Origin of the sequence: Candidatus Allofournierella excrementavium, from assembly GCF_048526665.1 — a bacterium.
Taxonomy (GTDB): domain Bacteria; phylum Bacillota; class Clostridia; order Oscillospirales; family Ruminococcaceae; genus Allofournierella_A; species Allofournierella_A excrementavium.
On the sequence record NZ_DBGFPE010000040.1, the window covers coordinates 1 to 19,691 of the forward strand.

The following is a 19,691-nucleotide window of genomic DNA, read 5'->3' on the forward strand; positions in this document are numbered from 1 at the left end:
GTGGGCTGCGGGCGCAACAAAGATGCGCCCGCTCTGCTTTGCAGACCGCCCAGCCGGTCCAAGGCCCCACCGGGGCCTTGGCCGCTTCGCGGACCCGGACTGCACAGCACCAGGAAGCGAGCGATTTTGATGGGAGCGCAAGGAAAAGCGCCGCAGGCACCCTTGGTGGTTGTCAAGGCGCTTTGACGCCGCGATACCGCAAAAGCGCACGCTTCCCGGCGTCGTTTTCTTACGGCACCCCGGCTTTTGGCCGCGCCCCTTTGCCTTGCAATTTTATCAGCCGATGGTGATGGTCACGCTGCCCGCGATCTCGTAGGCAGTCTCGGCGGTGATGACCACCTCGCCCGCGGCCACGGCGGTCACGGTGCCGGTCTCGTCCACGGTGGCGATGGTCTCGTCGCTGGAAGACCAGGCCAGGGTGGAGGCGTCCACGGCGGCGCCGGTCTCATCGGCGGCGGCCACGGCAACGGTGCCGCCCACAGAGGCCTCAGCAGCGTCGGCGGTGAGGGTCAGCTCCTTCGGGCCGCTCCAAACGGTGATCATGGCCTTGCCGCGGGTGCCGTCGGGCGCAAGCACCAGCAGGCTGGTGTGGCCTTCCTTCACGGGGGTCACCAGACCGGTCTCGTCCACGGTGGCAATGGCCGCGTCGCCGGTCTTGTAGGTCAGCTGACCGGCCAGATCCGCGGGCTCCACGGTCACCACGGCCTGCGCCGCGCCGTCGGCCAGATGCAGGCTCATCTCTTCCACCGTCAGGGTCTCGGTGGCGGCAACCTCGGTGCCGGAAGCGGCGGTGCTGGCGGAAGCGGCGCTGGAAGACCCGGAAGGCGCGGTGGTGCCGCAGGCGGTCAGGGCCAGAGCCAGGGTGGCAGCAACGGAAACAACGATCAGCGCTTTCTTCTTCATTGGTTTTGTCCTCCTTGATGTTTGCGCTTGCCGCGGCGTGACGCTTCGCCGGAAGAGGCCCCTCTCCGGGGGATGGCGCAGAAAAACCCCGGCACGCATTCGCGTGCCGGGGCCTTCTTGGTGGAGAATTAGGGACTCGAACCCCAGACTTCCTGCGTGTGATGCAGGCACTCTAACCAGCTGAGCTAATCCTCCGCGACGACGTTTATTATAGCACGCCCCCGGCAAAAATGCAATAGGGAATTTTTGAACTTTTTGTGCGCCGCTCAGGGCCCGCTGTTTTTGCCGCGAAGGCGGGCGTTTTTCCTTGCATTGGGCCGGGGCGCGTGGTATTCTGTATAGGTATTGAAACTATTTCTGGAAAATGCGCGGGGGGAATCGTGTATGCGGATCGGATTTGACAACAAGCTTTACATTCAAAAACAGACCGAGAACATCCTGGCCCGGATCGACAAGTTCAAGGGCAAGCTGTATCTGGAGTTCGGCGGCAAGCTCTTCGACGACTACCACGCCGCCCGGGTGCTGCCCGGCTTTGACGTGAACGGCAAAATTCGCCTTTTGCACGAGCTGCGGGACAAGGCCGAAATTATCTTCTGCGTCTGCGCCGGCGACATCGAAAAGACCAAGATGCGCGCGGACCTGGGCATCAGCTACGACATGGAGGTGCTGCGCCTCATCGACGACATCACCGCCATGGACATCGCGGTGAACAGCGTGGTCATCACCCAGTACACCGGCCAGCCCGCCGCCGACGCCTTTGCCAAAAAGCTCACCAGCCGGGGCGTGAAGAACTACATCCACCGGCCCATCGCCGGCTACCCCATGGCGGTGGACCACATCTGCTCCGACGAGGGCTACGGCTCCAACCCCTACATCGAGACCACCAAGCCCCTGGTGGTGCTCACCGCCCCGGGCCCCGGCAGCGGCAAGCTGGCCACCGCCCTGTCCCAGGTGTACCACGAGTACAAGCGGGGCGTGATGGCGGGCTACGCCAAGTTTGAGACCTTCCCCATCTGGAACCTGCCCCTGAAGCACCCGGTGAACCTGGCCTACGAGGCGGCCACCGCCGACCTGGACGACGTGAACATGATCGACCCCTTCCACCTGGAGGCTTACGGCGAGACCACCGTGAACTACAACCGGGACGTGGAGGCCTTCCCCATCGTGCAGAACATCCTGGCCCGCATCACCGGCGACAAGAACTTCTACCGCAGCCCCACCGACATGGGCGTGAACATGGCGGGCTACGCCATCTTTGACGACGAGGCGGTGCGCGAGGCGGCCACCCAGGAAATTCTGCGCCGCTACTACAAGGCCGCCTGCGACGCAAAGCAGGGCAAGGCCAGCGAGGCCGCCCTGCACAAGATCGAGAACATCCTGCAGCAGCTGAACGTGCACACCGACAGCCGGGCCGTGGTGGCTCCGGCGCTGGAAAAGCAGAAGGCGGCGGGCAAGCCCGCGGCGGCGCTGCAGCTGCCGGACGGCCGCATCATCACCGGCAAGGCCAGCGACCTGATGAGCGCCTCCAGCGCCACCGTGCTGAACAGCATCAAGGCGCTGGCGGGCATCCCCGACGAGGTGCTGCTCATCAGCCAGCAGGTGCTGGTGCCCCTGCTGCGGCTGAAAATCGACTATCTCCACAGCCGTGCCAGCGTTTTGAAGGTGGACGACGTGCTGGCGGGCCTTGCGGTGAGCGCCGCCACCGACGAGACCGCCGCCAAGGCCCTGGCCGCCCTGAAGGACCTGCGGGATTGCGACATGCACTCCACCCAGATGCTGCACAGCGGCGACGAGGGCACCCTGCGCAAGCTGGGCGTGCGTCTGACCATGGAGCCGGTCTACCCCGGCAAGGACCTGTTCTTCTAAGTTACTCCGAGGGACACCAAACGCACCACCCGCGCTTTAGCGCGGGGGCTGCTTATTGGTTTCCCCCGTGGGCTTCGCGCCCACAAGCGAGGGCGCGATTTGCCCCGGCAAACCGCCCTTTGCCTTGCACAGCGCAAAGGCGCTGTGCATCGCCCAAGGCGAACGGCAACCCTTTTCCGGCGAAAAAGCCGGCGGTTTTGCGCACTACGCACACAAAACCGCCGGCTTTTTCTGTTAAGGTGTCAGAATCCCCGGTACATGCCCGTGGATTCTGACCTTTATTTTTCTTTCAAAAAACATTTACAGCTCGATGTCCTGCAGACGCAGCAGGGCAAGGATGTAAATTTTCAGCGCCTGCATCAGCTGGTCGATGTTCGCGCCCTCGTTCGCGCCGTGCATGGGGCCGGCGAAATCGGGCAGGACGGTGTCCAGCCGCTCGGGGCCGAAGCTCACCGCACGGGGGAAGTGCCGGGCGTAGGTGCCGCCGCCCATGGTGAAGGGCTTGGCGTTTTCGCCGGTGACCTCATTGTAGGTGTCCACCAGGGCCTGGATGGCCGCGTCGTCGGCGCTGATGTAGAAGGGCTTGTTCCAGCGGGCGTCCTCCACCACGCCGGCGCCGCCCAGCGCCTCGCCCAGCCGCCGGGCAATTTCCTCGCCGGTGATGCTGGTGGGGTAGCGGCTGTCCACATCCTGGCGGATGCGTCCGTCCCGGATGGTGATCATGCCGCCGATGATGGTCAGCGGGTCGAAGGCCTCGTCTTTGGCGGCGATGCCCACGCCGCTGCCGTCGGTGGCGTGGTGCAGCTTTTGCAGCACTTTCAGGAAAGCGTTTTCCTCCTCGGTGCAAAGGCCGTTATCCAGCAGGTAGTCCACGATGAGGCCGATGGCGTTCACCGTGCCCGCGGGCATGGCGGCGTGGCCGCCCTTGCCCCAGCCGCGGATGCGCACCGCGCCGTTCTCCTCCTCCAGGGTGATGCCCTGGCGCTCGGAGAGCCTGGAGATGTCGCCCTTCACAAGGCAGGTGGCCCGGTCGGGGATGACGTTGTGGGCAACGCCGCCCTCGAACTCCAGCAGGTTGCCGGCGAGGGGGTTGCTCACCAGCTCGCCGTTGAAGCCGCCCTTTTCGCCGTTGCACACCGGGAACTCGGCGTCCGGCGAGAAGCAGAAGGCGGGGGCTTCGTAATGCTCGAGATAATAGTCCACGTCCTTCATGCCCGTCTCTTCGTTGGCGCCCAGCAGCGCGCGCACGGTGTACTTGAGGGGCACGCCCTGCTCCTTGAGGAACTTCAAGGCATACAGGCACAGCACGCTGGGGCCCTTGTCGTCGGCCACGCCCCGGCCGATGAGCCAGCCGTCCTTCACCTGCATGTCGAAGGGGTCGGCGGTCCAGCCGTTGCCCTGGGGCACCACGTCCAGATGGGTGATGGTGGCGATCTGGGCGGCGCTCTCGCCTTTCAGCTCGGCCCAGCCGATGTAGTTTTCGCAGTTGTGGGTGGCAAGGCCCATCTCCCCGGCGATGGCCAGGCCTTCCGCCAGGGCGGCGGCGGGGCCGGGGCCGAAGGGCTTGCCCGGCTCTGCGGGGCCCTCCACGCTGGGCACATCCACCAGACGCTTGATGTCGCGGATCACGTTCTCCCGGTTGGCCGCCACAAAAGCGTCCACCGAGGCGCGGTAAGTTTCAAACAGCATAGCGATTATCTCCTTTTCCGTCGGTCGATACTGCTATTATACCACTGCGGCCCGCCCTTGAAAACCATTTGCCCGCCGGATATTTTCTGTTATAATGAAGGGGAATCCAACGAAACGCGAGGTCTCTTTCATGGAGAAAAAAGATTCAAAACAGAATCCTTTTACTTTGTTCACTACTGTATTTCTATCAAAAATGACGGCCAACCTCATTTTCACTGCTGTATTGTTGGCAATAGCGCTTTTTCTTTTTCTGTGGCTCAATTCCCGCCCCGCGGGCGGCGTGGCGGTGCTGACCTACGGCGAGGACGGCCAGACCATGGAGATCCCCCTGAACAAGGACGCACGCTACGACGTGGACACCGGCCTTTACACCATCCATCTGGAGGTGAAGGACGGCGCCATCGCCTTTGTGGACTCCCCCTGCCCCGACCATCTGTGCGAGGGCTACGGCTGGCTGAGCCGCCAGGACGACTGGGCCGCCTGCCTGCCCGCCAAGGCCAACGTGGTGGTGATGAGCGAGGGCGGCTGACCGCCCGGAAAGGAGCGCTTTTATGCGCAAGCTGGCTCTTCTTTGCATCTTCGCGGCGGTGTGCTGCATCGCCCTGGCGGCGGTGGTGTTCCTCCGCCCGGCCCCGGCGGCGGACCCGGCTTCCGGGTCTGTGTCCGCCCCGGTGAGCAGCGCGCCGGACCCCACGGCCGCCCCCTCCCCTTCCCCCTCGCCCGCGCCCACGCCCAGCCCCGCCCCGGCGGGGGTGAACTGGCCTGCGCTGGCCACCCCTTTTGACCTGACGGGTCTTGAGACCGAGCGGCTGGGCTGGGGCCAGGGCAAGCAGGTGAACGAATCAAACCAGCCCATCGGCGCGGTGACCTACCAGGAAAAATACGGCCAGTGGGGCGGGGTGTTCCTTGCCCCCGAGGCCGAGACGCCCACCATCTATCTGACCTTCGATTTCGGCTATGAGACGGGCTACTCCGCCGCCATTCTGGACACGCTGAAGGAAAAGAACGCCCCCGCCACCTTCTTCGTGGTGGGCAGCTACGCCAAAAACAACGCCGAGACGGTGGAGCGGATGCTGGCGGAGGGCCACACGGTGGGCAGCCACTCGGCCACCCACAAGGACATGACCACCCTCCCGGACGAGGAGGCCCGGGCCGAAATAACCGATTTCAACCAGCAGTTTGCCGAGCAGTTCGGCGTGACCCCCACCCTGTTCCGCTTCCCGGAAGGGGTGTTCAGCCAGCGGCTGCTGGCCCTGGCGGCGGGCGAGGGCATGCGCAGCGTGTTCTGGAGCTACGCCTACGCCGACTGGGACGCGAACGCCCAGCCGGATGTGGCCGAGAGCCTGGAAAAGGCGCTGGCCGCCGCCCACCCGGACGCCGTCTATCTCCTGCACCCCATGGCCACCAACAGCGCCATGCTGGGCGAGCTCATCGACGGGCTGCGGGCTGCGGGCTACACGCTGGCCGCGCTGTGAGGCCCGGCCGTTTTGTTCCGCCGCCCCTTTCGCAAACCGCATTTTTGCCGTCCCCCCTTCGCCGGGGGGCGGCTTTTTTGCTGCCTGCGGGCGCTTTTTTCGGCTCGCCCCGGGCTCTTCGCCGCCGCGCGCCGCTTCTCCGCCCCACCGCCGCGGCCGCCCGCCGGCTCCTGCCCCGGTCCCCGGGCGGTTCCTTTCGGGCCGCCCCCGCCCCGGCGCGCCGCCCTTTTCCGCCGGGAAAATTTTGCCTTTTTTTAACGCCGGCGGGGCAGAACGCCGAAAAATCGGCCTCTTTTTCGTTTTTCAGCCCGATTTGGGTAAAATGTATGTAAAATGTTCCGCCGGGCTGTGGAAGGCATGTTAAATCCCATGCTATAATCGAAGCGCGTGGCCTTGGGGCGCCATTGCCCGGGCCGCCTTTGGAACGTAATTTGCGGGGAATCATTCATTGAGGTGTATTGTATGACCATATTCGACGTGTTCAATGTGGCCGGGGGCCTCGCCCTCTTTCTCTACGGCATGTCCATCATGGGCAGCGGCCTGGAAAAGCTGGCGGGCGGCAAACTGGAGGCCATCCTCCAGCGGCTGACCAACAGCGTGTGGAAGGGCGTGCTGCTGGGGACGGTGATCACCGCGCTCATCCAGTCCTCTTCCGGCACCACGGTCATCGTGGTGGGCCTTGTGAACAGCGGCATCCTGACGCTGCCCCAGGCCATCGGCATCATCATGGGCGCCAACATCGGCACCACCGTCACCGGCCAGCTGCTGAGTTTGAGCGACATCACCGGCTCCGGCTGGATCTTCACGCTGCTGAAGCCCAGCACCTTCAGCCCCATCGTGGCCTTTATCGGCGCGGTGCTCTTCGTCTTTTTCAAAAGCCCCAAAAAGCGCAACGTCGGCCAGATCTGCATGGGCTTCGGCATTCTGTTCACCGGCATGTTCACCATTGAGGCGGGCGTGAGCGGCCTCAAAGACAGCCCCCTCTTCGTGCAGCTGTTCTCACAGCTGGAAAACCCCATCCTGGGCGTGCTGGCGGGCACCCTGGTCACCATCGCCATCCAGTCCAGCAGCGCAAGCGTGGGCATTTTGCAGGCGCTGTCCAGCACCGGCGTGGTCACCTGGGGCAGCGCCATCCCCATCATCCTGGGCCAGAACATCGGCACCACCTCCACCAGCCTGCTGGCCTCCATCGGCACCTCCACCGCCGCCCGCCGCAGCGCCATGGTGCACGTCTACTTCAACATCATCGGCACCGCCGTGTTCCTGGTGGCCATCTATGGCCTGAAGGCCGCCGGGTTCTTCCCCTTCTGGAACGAGGTCATCGACCGCAGCGGCATCGCCAACTTCCACACCCTGTTCAACGTGGTGGTCACGCTGCTGTTTTTGCCCTTCACAAGGGTGCTGGCCTGGCTGGCGGAGCACACCGTGCCCGACAAGGCCCAGGACTCCGCCGACCTGGACATGCCCGTTCTGGACCAGCGGCTCATCTCCAGCCCCGCCGTGGCGCTGCAGCAGGCCCAGGGCGCCGTGGAAAAGATGGCCCGCCGCGCCCAGCGCAACTTCCAGCTCTCCTTTGGCCAGCTGCGCCGCTGGGACCCCGAGGTGACCACCACCATCACCCACCGGGAGGAACTGCTGGACAAGATGGAGGTCTCCATCACCAACTACCTGTTGCAGATCAGCGACCAGGAACTGAACGAGGGCGAGAGCCGTCAGGTGAGCGAGCTTTTGAAGTTCATTTCGGAGTACGAGCGCATCGGCGACTACTCCATCAACATCCTCCAGTGCGCCCAGCGCATCCATGAGGAGGAGATCACCCTCTCCAAGAACGCCTGGAACGAGCTGGACCAGCTGGAAAAATGCGCCAACAAGGCCCTGACCATCGCCGGCGACGCCTTCGCCTCCGAGGACGCGGACCTGGCCGCCCAGGTGGAGCCCCTGGAAGAGACGGTGGACGAGATGTGCGACGCGCTGCGCGAGCGGCACATCGGCCGCCTGAAGCAGGGCGACTGCAGCATCGAGGGCGGCGTGGTGTTCCTGGATGTGCTCACCAACACCGAGCGCATCTCCGACCACTGCTCCAACATCGCCGCCCGCATCGTGGGCATGAGCGCCGACGACCTGGACGCCCACGCCCGCAAGCACGTGCTGCTGGCCGGCCACGACGACGAGTTCAACCGCCGTCTGGACGCCGCCCGCGAGACCTACCTTGCGCCTTTGGGCATCGAGGCCCCCACCGAGGCCTGAGTTTCCTAGTCTTTCGACCCCCGCGGCCGCCGGCCGCGGGGGCCTTTTTCTGCCCGGCGCTTTCTTTGGACGATGTGCCGCATTTTGTGCGATTTTGCCTTTTTCCCCCGCGAAGCGCGCGCTTTCGCGGGGGTTTTTCTTGCCCCGCACCCGTCTTTGATGGTATAATCAAGCTGCTTACAGAATTTTAACCTTGTTTTTACCAGAAATTAACCAAGCGGCGGCGGGCCGCACGGAGGACGGTATGACCATCTTCAATGTCATCAATCTGGCGGGGGGCATCGCCCTGTTTTTATACGGCATGTCCATCATGGGCACCGGCCTGGAAAAGCTGGCCGGCGGCAAGATGGAAGCCGTGCTCCAGCGGCTGACCAGCAGCGTTTGGAAGGCCGTTCTGCTGGGCGCCATCCTCACCGGGCTCATCCAGTCCAGCGCGGGCACCACCGTCATCTGCATCGGCCTTGTGAACAGCGGCATCTTCACCCTGTCCCAGGCCATCGGCGTCATCATGGGCGCCAACATCGGCACCACCGTCACCGGCCAGCTCATCCGCCTGAGCGACATCTCCGGCTCCGGCTGGGTGCTCACCATGCTCAAGCCCAGCACCTTCAGCCCCATCGTGGCCTTTGTGGGCGCGGTGCTGTTCGTGTTCATGAAGAGCCCCAAAAAGCGCAACATCGGCCAGATCTGCATGGGCTTCGGCATTCTGTTCACCGGCCTGTTCACCATGGAGAACGCCGTGGCCCCCCTGAAAGACAGCCCCCTCTTCGTCCAGCTGTTCACCCGGCTGCAAAACCCCGTGCTGGGCGTGCTGGCGGGCGTGCTGGTCACCGTGGCCATCCAGTCCAGCAGCGCCAGTGTGGGCATCCTGCAGGCGCTCTCCAGCACCGGCGTGGTCACCTGGGGCAGCGCCATCCCCATCATCCTGGGCCAGAACATCGGCACCTGCTCCACGCCGCTCATCGCCTCCATGGGCGCGTCCACCGCGGCAAAGCGCAGCGCCATCGTGCACCTTTACTTCAACGTCATCGGCACCGCCGTGTTCCTGGCGGGGGTCTACGGTCTCAAGGCCGCGGGCCTCTTCCCCTTTTGGAACGACGTGATGACCAAGGGCGACATTGCCAACTTCCACACCCTGTTCAACGTGGTGGTCACCCTGATGTTCATGCCCTTCACCAAGGCGCTGGCCTGGCTGGCCGAGCGCACCATCCCCGAAAAGGAGGGCGAAGCGGCGGACCTGTCCATGCCGGTGCTGGACCAGCTCCTTCTGCAAAGCCCGGCGGTGGCCCTGCAGCAGGCCAAGAACGCGGTGGAAAAGATGGCCAGCCGCACCCGCACCAACTTCGACAAGACGGTGGGCCTGTTCACCAAGTTCGACGCGGAGGTGGCGGCAAGCGTTGCCCACCGGGAGGAACTGCTGGACAAGATGGAGGTGTCCATCACCGACTATCTCATCCGCATCAGCGACCAGGAGCTCACCGAGAGCGAGAGCCACGCGGTGAGCGAGCTTTTGAAATTCGTGGGCGAATACGAGCGCATCGGCGACTACACGGTGAACCTGATGGACTGCGCCCGCCAGCTCTCGGAACAGGGGTGGGGCTTCTCCCCCTCGGCTCGAAAGCAGGCCGCGCTGCTGTTCGAGGCGGTGGGCGAGGTGCAGCGGGTGGCGGGCGAGGCCTTCACCCAGGCGGACGCCGCCCTGGCGGCCCAGGTGGAGCCGCTGGAAGAGACGGTGGACCGGATGTGCGATTTGATGCGCGAGGAGCACATCACCCGGCTGAAGGCCGGCGAGTGCGGCATCGAGCCGGGGCTTTTGTTCCTGGACGTGCTCACCAACACCGAGCGCATCTCCGACCACTGCTCCAACATTGCCGCCCGGCTCATCGGCGACGAGACCGACGACCCGGACATGCACGCCCGCAAGCACAGCCTGCTGGCGGGCAAGGACGCGGCCTTCAACGCCCGCCTTGCCACCTATGAGCAGAAGTACCTTGCGCCGCTGGGCGAAAAGTAAAGAAAAAAGCCCCTTCCCACACCGGGAAGGGGCTTTTTGTTTTTATTTCAGGAAGCCCTGGATGATCTTCTCCTCCGCCTGTTCGGGGGTGAGGCCCAGAGTGCAGAGCTTGAGCAGCTGCTCGCCGGCGATCTTGCCGATGGCCGCCTCGTGGATGAGGGCGGCGTCCACATGGCCCGCTTCCAGGCCGGGCATGGCCAGCACGGTGCCGTTCTCCGCCAGGATGGCGTCGCACTCGGAGTGGCCGGTGCAGGGGGCGTTGCCCCGGATGGTGGAGGCGAACTCCTGCCGGGAATGGCCCCGGGCCACGCTGCGGCTCACAAGGTCCGCCGCGCTTCCCTCGCCCTCCAGCCGCACCACGAAGTCGGTGCGGGCGAACTCGTCGCCGTTTGTCATGATGCGCTCGCGCACCAGCAGGCGGGCGTTCTTTTGCAGCACGGCCCGCGTCTTGCGGGTGGTGCGGCTCACGCCGCCCAGCTGCACGGTGTCCATCTCAAGGCAGGCGTCCTCGGCCAGCTCGATGTCGGTGACCGGGTCGATGACCTTGTCGCCTTTGCCGTCGCCGGTGGCGATGTGCTTTTCCTTATAGAGCACATGGGCCCCCTTGGCCAGCAGGAAACGGTGAATGCCGTTGTGGCGGGCTTCCTCCTCGCCTTCGCTGTGCACGCCGCAGCCCGCCTCGATGATGACGTCCGCGCCTTCGCCCACATAGAAGTCGTTGTAGACAAGGTCGTCCACGCCGGCGTGGGTGACACAGGCGGGGATGTACACCGTCTCGCCCTTGGTGCCGGGCTTGATGTGGATGACCAGGCCCGGCGCGTCGGTCTTGGACTCGATGAGGATGTTCTCGCTGGACTGGCGGGCGGCGCACTGGCCGTCCTCCCGGATGTTATAAGCCCCTTTGAGCTCGCCGCTCTTGATGCCGCTGATGAGGCGCAGCAGTTCGTCGGTGATCTGGTTCATACCCGTGCGTCCTCCTTTTCCAGCGGGCAGCGCACCGCTTTTTCGTTTGCCAGCAGGGTGGGCAGCACCTCGGCCGCCGGGCCCGCCTGACGCACCCGGCCGTCCGCCACCACCACGATTTCGTCGGCGATGGAGAGGATGCGCTCCTGATGGCTGATGACCAGCAGGGTGCCGGTGCCCTTGCTGCGCAGTTCCTCAAAGGTCTCCACCAGACGGGCGAAGCTCCACAGGTCGATGCCCGCTTCCGGCTCGTCGAAGATGGAAAGCTTCGCGCCCCGGGCCAGCACGCTGGCAATTTCAATACGCTTGATCTCACCGCCGGAGAGGCTGGCGTCCAGCTCCCGGTCGATGTATTCCTGGGCGCACAGACCCACCTTGCCCAGCAGGTCGCACAGCTCCAGCTCGCTCAAGGAGCGGCCGGCGGCCAGCTCCAGCAGGTCCCGCACAGCCAGACCCTTGAAGCGCACCGGCTGCTGGAAGGCGTAGGCGATGCCCGCCTTGGCGCGGGCGGTCACGTCCAGGTCGGTGATGTCCTGCCCGTCGAACAGGATGCGCCCGGCGCTGGGCACTTGGATGCCGGCGATGAGCTTGGCCAGGGTGGTCTTGCCGCCGCCGTTGGGGCCGGTGACCACCACCAGACGGCCGGTGTCCAGCCGGAGGGTGATGTCCTTGATGATCTCGTTGCCGCCCGGAATGGTCCAGGCGAGATGTTCCAGTTGTAACATAATGGGTATGGCTCCCTCACTTTCTTTGCAGGGCGGCGCGCGCTTCGCGCAAACAGCCCCTATTATTATGGGGCCCGGCGCGGGGATTGTCAAGGCGGGGCGGGGCCCGCCGAGGGCAGTATGGCGCAAATTTTACACTTTTATCCCTTTGTGGTATGATAAGATAGTACAAATGCTTTTTCGGGCGGCGGGGCGCGCTTCGCCGCACCTTTCAGAAAGGGGGCAGCTTTATGCCCGCAGACCGCCGCTTCGCGGTTCTCATCGACGCGGACAACGTGTCGGACAAATACATCAAAATCATTCTGGATGAGGTGTCCACCCAGGGGGTGGCCAACTACAAGCGCATCTACGGCAACTGGACCAGCCCCACCATGGCCAGCTGGAAAAACGTGCTGCTGGACTATTCCGTCACCCCCATCCAGCAATACAGCTACACCACCGGCAAAAACGCCACCGACTCGGCCATGATCATCGACGCCATGGACATCCTCTATTCCGGCAAGGTGGAGGGGTTCTGCCTCGTCTCGTCGGACAGCGACTTCACCCGTCTGGCCTCCCGCCTGCGGGAGGGCGGCATGACGGTCATCGGCATGGGGGAGAAAAAGACCCCGAAGCCCTTCATCGCCGCCTGCAACATGTTCCGCTATCTGGACGTGCTGGCCGCCCAGCCGGAGGCCGAGCCTCAGCCGGAGCCGGAGGCCGAGCCCGCCCCCGCCGCCGAAGAAAAGACCGCGCCGGAAAAGGGCAGGGAAAAGGAGAAGGCAAAGCCCGCCAAGGCCAAGGCCGCCCGCAAGAAGGCCGCCCAGCCCGAGCCCCCGGCCCCCCAGGAGGACCCGGAGCTGACCGCCATGCGCGGGGCCATCAAGGCCATCGTGGCCGAGCAGTCGGACGAGGACGGCTGGCTGGCGGTGAGCATGATCGGCAACCTGCTGGTCAAGCGCTACCCGGACTTCGACGTGCGCAACTTCGGCTTTTCCAAGCTGACCCCCTTCGTGCTGAGCCTGGGCATCTTCGAGGTGCGCACCGAGCGGGGCAAGGACAACGCCCGTCAGGCCTATGTGCGGCTGAAATAAAAACAGAACGGCCCCGGAGAGGTTTTCTCCGGGGCCGTTTTTTGCTGCGTTATTCCTCTGCCGGGGCCTGCCCTTCGGGGGCGGCTTCCTTGGGCGGGGCGGCTTTGCGCCGGGCGGGCTTTTTCGCCGCAGGCTTCTCCCCCGCTTCGGCGGCTTTGCGCCGGGTGCGGGCAGGCTGTTCCGCCGGGGTCTCCGCCTTTGTTTCAGCGGGTTTGCGCCGGGAGGCGGGCTTTTTCGCCGCAGGCTTCTCCCCCGCTTCGGCGGCCTTGCGTCGGGCGCGGGCGGGCTGTTCCGCCGGGGCCTCCGCCTTGGGCTCGGCGGGTTTGCGCCGGGGGGCGGGCTTTTTCTCCGGCGCAAGGCCGGGGCAGCTGCGCTCGTCCGCAAGGCCCGAGAGGTAGCTGGCGCTGCCCAGCAGGGTGGAGAGTTTTTCCATGGAGAGGCGGCCATCCCAATAGCCCTTGGCGGCCAGCAGATAGGCCGCCGAGCGCTTTTCCGCCTTTTCCAGCAGGGCGTTCAGGTCGTCGGTCTGCTCCTCGCCGGTGAAGGGGTGGGTCCAGGGGCAGGGCAGGCTGCCCTTGGGGTGCTTGCCGGTGCCAACGAGCCGGGCCGGGGTGATGTGGCCGGTCACCGCGCCCCGCCCGCCAAAGGCAGGCTCCACCAGCCAGAACAGGGCGTATTTGATGCGAAAGCGGCTGATGAACATCCGCCGCAGCGCCCGGGTGTGCCAGAAGGTGTCCGCCAGGGCCTCTCGGCTGACGGTGACGCCGAAGGCCTCCCGCAGGCTCTTTTGCAAGAGGGCGCCCACCTCGGCCAGCGCCGCCCCCGCAAGACGGGGGGTGGTGTCGTCCACGGGCACGGCGGCTTTGCCGGTGTCCTGCTCGTGGAGGAAGCTGTCCACCGCGATCTCAAAATAGCCGTGGCCGCCGGGGCCCGCGTAGGGGCCGCCCTCCCCGGTGACGCACACCACATAGGGGTGCACCGTGCAGTCGGCGGCGTAGTGGCTCAGAAAGCCCAGGGCGTAGCTGCGCTGGGCAGGGGTGGCGGCGTATTTCACCAAGGCGCGCAGGAACGCGCCGGTGTTCTCGTCGTGCATGCGGGAGCCCAGTTCGGGCAGGTTTTCGCCCCGCTTTTCGCCGCTTTTCCAGGCGCGGTAGCAGAAGAAGATGTCCGGCCCGTTCGCCCCGCAGGCAAAGGCGGCGGGGTGCGCTATCTCCAGCTGCGCCAGCGCGGCGGCGCGGTTGGCGGTGCGGACGTGGGTGTAGCCTTCCGGCATAAAGGGTCACTCCCTTACGGTCAGTCTCAATGAAAAAAGGGGCCGCCGCCCGGCAGACGCGCCGGGGGGCCGCCCCTTTATTTTACAACGAACGGGGAAAAGTTACAACGCTCACTTCTTTTCCAGATACCGGGGCAGCACGAAGAAGTACAGCCCGCCGCCCACGAAGAAGATGAGCAGCACGCTCAAAATGCCCCAGGGGGCGGCGGCGGTGTCCACCGCGGCCAGCTGCTCGGCGGTGGCGGTGACCCGGTCCAGGCCCTGCTCTTTCAGCATCACGTCGGCGGCCAGCGCGCTGGACAGGCCCACCAGCGCCGGGCCCATGATGGCGGAGAACTTGCCGAAGATGTCGTAGAAGCCGAAGAACTCGCCGGAGCGGTTCTTGTCGGGGATGAGCTTGCCGAACATGCTGCGGCTCAGCGCCTGGATGCCGCCCTGGCTGGTGGCCACCATGATGGCCATGACCCAGAACTGCCAGACCTCCCGCAAAAAGAAGCCGAAGATGGTCACGCCCATGTAGACGCAGATGCCCACGCCCACCATGAACCGGGCGCCGAACTTTTCGCTGGCCTTGATGTAGAGCAAAGCGAAGGGCAGGCCCAGCACCTGCACCAGAAGCAGCGCCAGCAGCATACTGGTGGAGTCAAGGCCCAGGGTGTCGCCGTAGCTGGTGGACATGTGGATGATGGTGTTCACGCCGTCGATGTAGAAGAAGTAGGCGATGAGGAAGACGAACATCTGCTTGTAGCGGAAAATCTCCTTCACCGTGCCGCCGATGCCCTTCAGAGCCTCCTTCACCGCGCCCTTTTTGCGGGGCACGAAGCTTTCCTGCTTCACGTTTTTCAGCAACGGGAAGCTGAACACGAACCACCACACGGCGGTGAGACCGAAGGCGAAGGAGAGGCAGAACAGCATGGCGTCGCTGCCCAGGATGAGGTTCATCAGAAGGAAGATCAGCAGCGGGATGGTGGAGCCGCCGATGTAGCCCAGGCCGTAGCCCATGGTGGAGACCTTGTCCATCCGCTCCTCGGTGGTGACGTCGTTCAAGAAGCTGTCGTAATAGAGGTTCGCGCCGGCGAAGCCGATGGTGGACAGGATGTACAGCACCAGGATGACAAGGCCCACCTTTTCCGCCTGGCCGGGGGTGACGAAGTCCAGCTGGGGGGTGACGGCCAGCCCCGCGCAGCTGAGCACGCCCACCAGCATGAAAACGGTGAACAGTTTCTTGCGGAAGCCCTCAAAGTCGCCGAACACGCCCAGCACCGGCGCGGCCAGCGCCACGATGGCCATGGCGGCGCTGGTGGCGTAGCCCCAGACGGTCATGCCGGAGGCCGCGTCCTGCATGTAGCCGGCCACCGTGTTGAAAAAGATGGGCAGAATGGTGACCACGACCACAGAATGGGCGCTGTTGGCCCAGTCGTACATCATCCAGCTGGTCTCTTTTTTTGTGAATCCCCGCAAAAATTTCATGGTCTCACCTCACACATTTATTACTTTTCAGTGTAACATCTGCGGCGGCAAAACACAATAAAAGCCCCCGTAAAAAATTACGGGGGCTTTTTGCAGAGATTTAACAGAGGCCGTTCAGGCGGTCTCCTCGCCCGTCACGGGCATATTGAAATCCTCGGGAACGGAGGAGGCGGCGGGCTCGCCGTCGCCCTCGGGGGCGGAAGAAGCATCCGCGGCCTGCTGCGCCAGATACTCCTCGGTCTCGCGCTCTTCCATCCACATGGTGTCGCCGAATTCGTCCACCACCTGCACCTGATGGCGGCCTATCTGAGAAAGGCGGGCGGCGTCGGCGTTCATGTCGAACACGCCGTCCAGGTCAAGGTCCCAGGATTCATCGTCGTCGCTCCAGTAGAAGTAGGCCCGGTCCACGCCCGCGTCCCGCAAAGCGGGCAGCAGCGCCGCCACTCTGGCGGCGAACTCGCCGCCGTTTTCCACCGTGCCGCCCAGGGTGATGTTCGCCCCGGCATGGTCCTCGGCGCGCAGGTCGGCCAGGGTCATTTCCCGGTCGAACTCATAGCCGCCCAGGTTCACCCAGCCGCTGCAATCCAACACATCCTGGCCCTGGAAGGCGGTGTGCAGCTGCTCTTCCAGCTCGTCGGAAAGGCGCTCCTCGGTGGAAGAGCGGTCCGGCCCGTACCAGCGCCACATCGCCGGCAGGGTGGCGGCGCAGAGGCTGGCGCAGATGAGCACAAAGCCCACGAAGGCGGCCAGGAAATCCAAGCGCAGCCGCTCTTCGCCCTTGCGGCGCACGGAGGCCCAAAGCACCTCCGCCCCCAGGAACACCAGCACCAGCGGGGCCAGCTTGGCCACGAAGATGATGTCAAAGCCGGGCACAAAGAAGTAGGCGGTGATGGCAAGGCCGGTGACGATGAGGGAAAGGCCCAGGGTGACGGTGCCCACCCGGCGCACCGGCGGCCGGCGGGCAGGGGTCGGGGTGGGCGCGGGCTGCGCCGCCGGGGCGGGGGCGGCTTCGGGCTGCGAAGCGCCTGCCGGCTCAGGGGTGGGGGCGGCGTCCGGCTGGCCGTTTGTGGGAAGGTCCATGCGTTCCTGCTCGGTCATCCGTCACACCTCCCCTTCGCCCTTGAACTCGGTGTAGTCCGGCTCGGCGGGCTGCTTTTTCTTGCCGCCCTTGATGAGCCACAGGCCCAGACCGATGAACACAAGGCCCACCGCCAGGCCCGGGATGCCCCGCACGACCTGGTTCAGCAGCTGGCCCAGCGCCGTGTCCCAGCCGATGAGGTCCACCAGACGATAGAGCCAGGGGCTGACGAAGCCCTGGTAAAGCCCGGCCACGCCCAGCACCACCAGGGTCCAGCCGATGAGGTGGTGGCGGCGGTCCACAAGGCGGGCAAGGTCCTCGCCGCCGTCCCAGCTGAAGAGGAAGGCGTCCTCCGGGACGATGCCCTGCCGCAGCTGGGCGCGAAGGTTGAGGCTGTCAAAAAAGCTGTACATATACACCACCGCGCTGAGCACCATCAGCACGGGCAGGAATACGCCGCCGATCATCAGCGGGATCACGAACAGAAGCACCTGGGTCAGGCCCCGCTTCATATAGCCCTGATACATCTGGCCTGCGCCGGGGATGAAGGAGAAGCAGAGGGTCAGAAATCCGTTTTTTTGCATGTGTCAGTCCACTCCTTTGGTTTGAGTTGAGGCCGTGCCGGCGGCGTCCGCCTGGCCGGCAGCCGGGGCGTCGGCGTCGGCGCTCCGGTCGGTCTTGTCTTTTTTCTGCGGGGCCTGGTAAGCGGGGCGCAGAGCGCTCTGCACCTTCTCGGACCAGTTGCTCACCGCCTGCAGGATGGCGCTGCCCGCATCTTCCTCCCTGACCGGCTGTGAGGCCGCGGGGGGCTGGGGGGTCATCTCCTCCCCCTGCACCGTGAACACTCCGGCGATGCCGGCAAAGATGCCGGTGTACCACAGGGTACCGGTGATGAAAACCGCGGCCGCCGCCGCGGTGTAGCGGCTGGCCAGCGCCTGGGCCGCGCGGCGGCGCAGCCGGCGCATCACCGGCAGGGTCTGGTCGGCGGGCGGCTCCTGGAGCACGTCTCCTTCCAGCAGGGCGGTGTAGCGCACGAGGCAGGCGTCGCAGAAACTCAAATGCTCGGCGGCTTCCAGTCTGCCCAGTTCGTCCAGCTCACCGCCCACAAGGGCCCGCAGCCCCTCGTCGGTGAGGTGGCCGTCGGGTCTGAACAGTTCGGTCATTGCCTCTCGCTCCTTTCCCTGATTTGCTGCTGCAGCATCTTTTTGGCCCGGAACAGCTGGGTGTGCACCGTTTTGGGCGGCCGGCGCAGCGCCCGGGAAATTTCTTCCACGCTGCGCTCCTCCAAAAAGTACATCACCGAGACCTGTAAGTAGGGTTCCCGCAGCGAGCGCACCATCTGCCGGATGGCGGCCGCCTCGTCCTCGGTGACGGCGAGGTCCTCCGGCCCGGGCGGGGCCGCCGTGCCGGGGGGCGGCGATTGGGGGAACCCCTCGTCGCCGGGGGCGCTCACCCGCCTTGCCCAGGCGCTTTTCAGATGGTCCCGGGCCTTGTTGGCGGCGATGCGGGCCAGCCAGGGCTTGTAGTGTTCGGGCGGGCAGGAATCCATGTGAGTGAAGGCGGACACGAAGGTGTCCTGGGTCAGGTCCTCGGCCAGCTGATGGTCCTGCACCAGCTGGTAGCACACGGTGTACACCAGCCGCTGGTACTGCTCGACCAGAGTCGCAAACTGCGCATTTGTCACGCCGGTGTCTCACCGCCCTTTCCCCTCACTGTGTCTATGTAACGAGCCGGCGGGGCCGGTTTCTTCAACGCCCGGCAAAAAAATCAGAACGCGCGTTGCGATGTGAAAAAAGCCGCCCCCGGCGGGGCGGCTTTGGAGTGAACAGGCTTATTCCGGGTCGGCCTTGCCCATCAGCAGGGTCACCCAGGCGCCGGCGGCGCCAATAATGAGGCCCACGATGAGGCCGGGCACGGTGAAATGGGCCAGCGCGCCGGAAGAGTAGAGCACCGCGAAGGGGCTGGACAGGATGAGCCCGATGATGCCCGCGAAGGTCTGGCTGGGGAAGTGGGCAAAGAGGTACTCGATGACCTTGGCGATGCCGAAGATGCCCAGCGCCACGCCCACGCCGAAGGGCAGCAGCAGGCTGACGTTGTGCAGGATGAGGGCGAAGTCGCCCGCGAAAAGCCCGTCCACGCAGCCGGTGACCAGATCCAGGATGGTGTTGTAGTAGCCCAGCACCATCAGCACCATGCTGCCGGACACGCCGGGGATGACCATGGTGGCGCTGGCGATAAGGCCCAGGGCCGCCAGCAGCAGGGCGGTGCCGGGGGTAAGGGCGAGGGCCTTCACCGTCTCGTCGCCCCCCTGCAGCAGGGCCATGCCCACGCCGAAGGCCAGCAGGGCGGCAAAGCAGACCACCTCGCCCACCGGCGCGCCCTTGCGGGCCTTTTTGGCCAGGCTTTCTTTGAGGCGCACCCACAGGATGGGCAGGCCGCCCAGGATAAGGCCCACGAAGGTGAGGCAGGTGGCCAGGGTATGCTCGGCCAGCAGATAGCGCAGGGCATAGCCGAAGGCCACGATGCCGATGCCCATGCCGAGCCCCAGGGGCAGCAGGATGAGGATGCTCTGCTTGAAGTGCTTGAACAGGCCGCTCACCGCGCCGATGATCTTGTCGTACACGCCCATGGACACCGCCATGGTGCCGCCGGACACGCCGGGGATGATGTTGGCCACGCCGATGGCCACGCCCCGCAATACATCCATGATCGCTTTCATGCGTTTTCTCCTTTTTCTTCTTGCATTCCGCGCCCCGGAAGGGGCACGGTAACACTATACATCATAACGCCCCGCCGCGCAAGGCTTAATAGTGACAAGTAACTATTTTGTCGCAGAGAACGGTGTGACCCGAAGGTCACGCCGTTTTTCTGTGTTCATAGGTTGTTTGCGTGATGATAGGCTCGGAAATAACGGG

At 64.9% G+C, this 19,691-nt stretch carries 17 protein-coding genes and 1 tRNA gene; 6 read left to right on the plus strand and 12 right to left on the minus strand.

From position 1 onward, the window contains the following. Positions 1 to 276 precede the first annotated feature (276 nt). Together ACMI1Q_RS09700 and ACMI1Q_RS09705 are read right to left on the minus strand one after the other, a co-directional pair. Positions 277 to 903 carry an Ig-like domain-containing protein gene (locus ACMI1Q_RS09700; protein WP_419503616.1) on the minus strand — a complete coding sequence of 209 codons (627 nt, stop codon included), beginning with the start codon at positions 901 to 903 and terminating at the stop codon, positions 277 to 279. Between the two features lie 118 nt (positions 904 to 1,021). After that, positions 1,022 to 1,098: transfer RNA gene (locus ACMI1Q_RS09705), tRNA-Val, on the minus strand. 189 nt (positions 1,099 to 1,287) lie between these two features. On the opposite strand from ACMI1Q_RS09705, the gene ACMI1Q_RS09710 reads away from it, so the two are divergent. Then, positions 1,288 to 2,769: a DUF1846 domain-containing protein gene (locus ACMI1Q_RS09710; RefSeq protein WP_419503617.1), complete on the plus strand. Its 1,482-nt coding sequence runs from the start codon at positions 1,288 to 1,290 to the stop codon at positions 2,767 to 2,769. Between the two features lie 300 nt (positions 2,770 to 3,069). Here the strand turns inward: ACMI1Q_RS09710 and ACMI1Q_RS09715 are convergent, their stop codons facing one another. After that, complete coding sequence (locus ACMI1Q_RS09715) at positions 3,070 to 4,458, minus strand: Sapep family Mn(2+)-dependent dipeptidase (protein ID WP_419503618.1); 1,389 nt, start codon at positions 4,456 to 4,458, stop codon at positions 3,070 to 3,072. A gap of 226 nt (positions 4,459 to 4,684) precedes the next feature. On the opposite strand from ACMI1Q_RS09715, the gene ACMI1Q_RS09720 reads away from it, so the two are divergent. From ACMI1Q_RS09720 to ACMI1Q_RS09735, 4 genes are all read left to right on the plus strand, one after another. Further along, the gene (locus tag ACMI1Q_RS09720; RefSeq protein ID WP_419503619.1) at positions 4,685 to 4,987 is read left to right on the plus strand and encodes a NusG domain II-containing protein; all 303 of its coding nucleotides are present in this window, start codon (positions 4,685 to 4,687) and stop codon (positions 4,985 to 4,987) included. A gap of 22 nt (positions 4,988 to 5,009) precedes the next feature. Beyond that, a complete protein-coding gene (locus ACMI1Q_RS09725; protein ID WP_419503620.1) occupies positions 5,010 to 5,933 on the plus strand; it encodes a polysaccharide deacetylase family protein in 924 nt (307 codons plus the stop codon). A gap of 462 nt (positions 5,934 to 6,395) precedes the next feature. Further along, positions 6,396 to 8,180 carry a Na/Pi cotransporter family protein gene (locus ACMI1Q_RS09730; protein ID WP_419503621.1) on the plus strand — a complete coding sequence of 595 codons (1,785 nt, stop codon included), beginning with the start codon at positions 6,396 to 6,398 and terminating at the stop codon, positions 8,178 to 8,180. A 244-nt stretch (positions 8,181 to 8,424) separates the two neighbouring features. Continuing rightward, positions 8,425 to 10,194: a Na/Pi cotransporter family protein gene (locus ACMI1Q_RS09735; protein ID WP_419503622.1), complete on the plus strand. Its 1,770-nt coding sequence runs from the start codon at positions 8,425 to 8,427 to the stop codon at positions 10,192 to 10,194. 42 nt (positions 10,195 to 10,236) lie between these two features. On the opposite strand, the gene ACMI1Q_RS09740 is transcribed toward ACMI1Q_RS09735, so the two are convergent. Beyond that, positions 10,237 to 11,157: a SufB/SufD family protein gene (locus ACMI1Q_RS09740; RefSeq protein ID WP_419503623.1), complete on the minus strand. Its 921-nt coding sequence runs from the start codon at positions 11,155 to 11,157 to the stop codon at positions 10,237 to 10,239. Next, complete coding sequence (locus ACMI1Q_RS09745) at positions 11,154 to 11,882, minus strand: ABC transporter ATP-binding protein (RefSeq protein ID WP_177521345.1); 729 nt, start codon at positions 11,880 to 11,882, stop codon at positions 11,154 to 11,156. The genes ACMI1Q_RS09740 and ACMI1Q_RS09745 overlap by 4 nt, the downstream gene beginning before the upstream one ends. A 230-nt stretch (positions 11,883 to 12,112) precedes the next feature. On the opposite strand from ACMI1Q_RS09745, the gene ACMI1Q_RS09750 reads away from it, so the two are divergent. After that, positions 12,113 to 12,955, plus strand: a complete 843-nt coding sequence (locus tag ACMI1Q_RS09750; protein ID WP_394979505.1) for an NYN domain-containing protein — start codon at positions 12,113 to 12,115, stop codon at positions 12,953 to 12,955. A 49-nt stretch (positions 12,956 to 13,004) separates the two neighbouring features. On the opposite strand, the gene ACMI1Q_RS09755 is transcribed toward ACMI1Q_RS09750, so the two are convergent. From ACMI1Q_RS09755 to ACMI1Q_RS09785, 7 genes are all read right to left on the minus strand, one after another. Next, positions 13,005 to 14,228 carry a zinc dependent phospholipase C family protein gene (locus ACMI1Q_RS09755; RefSeq protein WP_419503624.1) on the minus strand — a complete coding sequence of 408 codons (1,224 nt, stop codon included), beginning with the start codon at positions 14,226 to 14,228 and terminating at the stop codon, positions 13,005 to 13,007. Between the two features lie 111 nt (positions 14,229 to 14,339). Then, positions 14,340 to 15,698, minus strand: a complete 1,359-nt coding sequence (locus tag ACMI1Q_RS09760) for an MFS transporter (protein WP_419503625.1) — start codon at positions 15,696 to 15,698, stop codon at positions 14,340 to 14,342. Between the two features lie 114 nt (positions 15,699 to 15,812). Next, a complete protein-coding gene (locus ACMI1Q_RS09765) occupies positions 15,813 to 16,796 on the minus strand; it encodes a hypothetical protein (protein ID WP_419503626.1) in 984 nt (327 codons plus the stop codon). 3 nt (positions 16,797 to 16,799) lie between these two features. Further along, positions 16,800 to 17,360, minus strand: coding sequence for a hypothetical protein (locus tag ACMI1Q_RS09770; RefSeq protein ID WP_419503627.1), 561 nt, complete (start codon positions 17,358 to 17,360; stop codon positions 16,800 to 16,802). 3 nt (positions 17,361 to 17,363) lie between these two features. Further along, on the minus strand, positions 17,364 to 17,939 hold the full coding sequence (locus tag ACMI1Q_RS09775; protein ID WP_419503628.1) for a hypothetical protein: 576 nt from the start codon (positions 17,937 to 17,939) through the stop codon (positions 17,364 to 17,366). Continuing rightward, positions 17,936 to 18,460 carry an RNA polymerase sigma factor gene (locus tag ACMI1Q_RS09780; RefSeq protein WP_419503629.1) on the minus strand — a complete coding sequence of 175 codons (525 nt, stop codon included), beginning with the start codon at positions 18,458 to 18,460 and terminating at the stop codon, positions 17,936 to 17,938. Before ACMI1Q_RS09780 ends, ACMI1Q_RS09775 begins: the two co-directional genes overlap by 4 nt. 147 nt (positions 18,461 to 18,607) lie before the next feature. Continuing rightward, a complete protein-coding gene (locus tag ACMI1Q_RS09785) occupies positions 18,608 to 19,495 on the minus strand; it encodes a DUF368 domain-containing protein (RefSeq protein ID WP_419503630.1) in 888 nt (295 codons plus the stop codon). Positions 19,496 to 19,691 lie beyond the last annotated feature (196 nt).

What these genes read in the sequence shown, in the direction of transcription:
- ACMI1Q_RS09700 (WP_419503616.1), bottom strand. Translation starts at nt 903, where the DNA reads ATGAAGAAGAAAGCGCTGATCGTTGTTTCCGTTGCTGCCACCCTGGCT.
- ACMI1Q_RS09710 (WP_419503617.1), top strand. Translation starts at nt 1,288, where the DNA reads ATGCGGATCGGATTTGACAACAAGCTTTACATTCAAAAACAGACCGAG.
- ACMI1Q_RS09715 (WP_419503618.1), bottom strand. Translation starts at nt 4,458, where the DNA reads ATGCTGTTTGAAACTTACCGCGCCTCGGTGGACGCTTTTGTGGCGGCC.
- ACMI1Q_RS09725 (WP_419503620.1), top strand. Translation starts at nt 5,010, where the DNA reads ATGCGCAAGCTGGCTCTTCTTTGCATCTTCGCGGCGGTGTGCTGCATC.
- ACMI1Q_RS09730 (WP_419503621.1), top strand. Translation starts at nt 6,396, where the DNA reads ATGACCATATTCGACGTGTTCAATGTGGCCGGGGGCCTCGCCCTCTTT.
- ACMI1Q_RS09735 (WP_419503622.1), top strand. Translation starts at nt 8,425, where the DNA reads ATGACCATCTTCAATGTCATCAATCTGGCGGGGGGCATCGCCCTGTTT.
- ACMI1Q_RS09740 (WP_419503623.1), bottom strand. Translation starts at nt 11,157, where the DNA reads ATGAACCAGATCACCGACGAACTGCTGCGCCTCATCAGCGGCATCAAG.
- ACMI1Q_RS09745 (WP_177521345.1), bottom strand. Translation starts at nt 11,882, where the DNA reads ATGTTACAACTGGAACATCTCGCCTGGACCATTCCGGGCGGCAACGAG.
- ACMI1Q_RS09750 (WP_394979505.1), top strand. Translation starts at nt 12,113, where the DNA reads ATGCCCGCAGACCGCCGCTTCGCGGTTCTCATCGACGCGGACAACGTG.
- ACMI1Q_RS09755 (WP_419503624.1), bottom strand. Translation starts at nt 14,228, where the DNA reads ATGCCGGAAGGCTACACCCACGTCCGCACCGCCAACCGCGCCGCCGCG.
- ACMI1Q_RS09760 (WP_419503625.1), bottom strand. Translation starts at nt 15,698, where the DNA reads ATGAAATTTTTGCGGGGATTCACAAAAAAAGAGACCAGCTGGATGATG.
- ACMI1Q_RS09765 (WP_419503626.1), bottom strand. Translation starts at nt 16,796, where the DNA reads ATGACCGAGCAGGAACGCATGGACCTTCCCACAAACGGCCAGCCGGAC.
- ACMI1Q_RS09770 (WP_419503627.1), bottom strand. Translation starts at nt 17,360, where the DNA reads ATGCAAAAAAACGGATTTCTGACCCTCTGCTTCTCCTTCATCCCCGGC.
- ACMI1Q_RS09775 (WP_419503628.1), bottom strand. Translation starts at nt 17,939, where the DNA reads ATGACCGAACTGTTCAGACCCGACGGCCACCTCACCGACGAGGGGCTG.
- ACMI1Q_RS09785 (WP_419503630.1), bottom strand. Translation starts at nt 19,495, where the DNA reads ATGAAAGCGATCATGGATGTATTGCGGGGCGTGGCCATCGGCGTGGCC.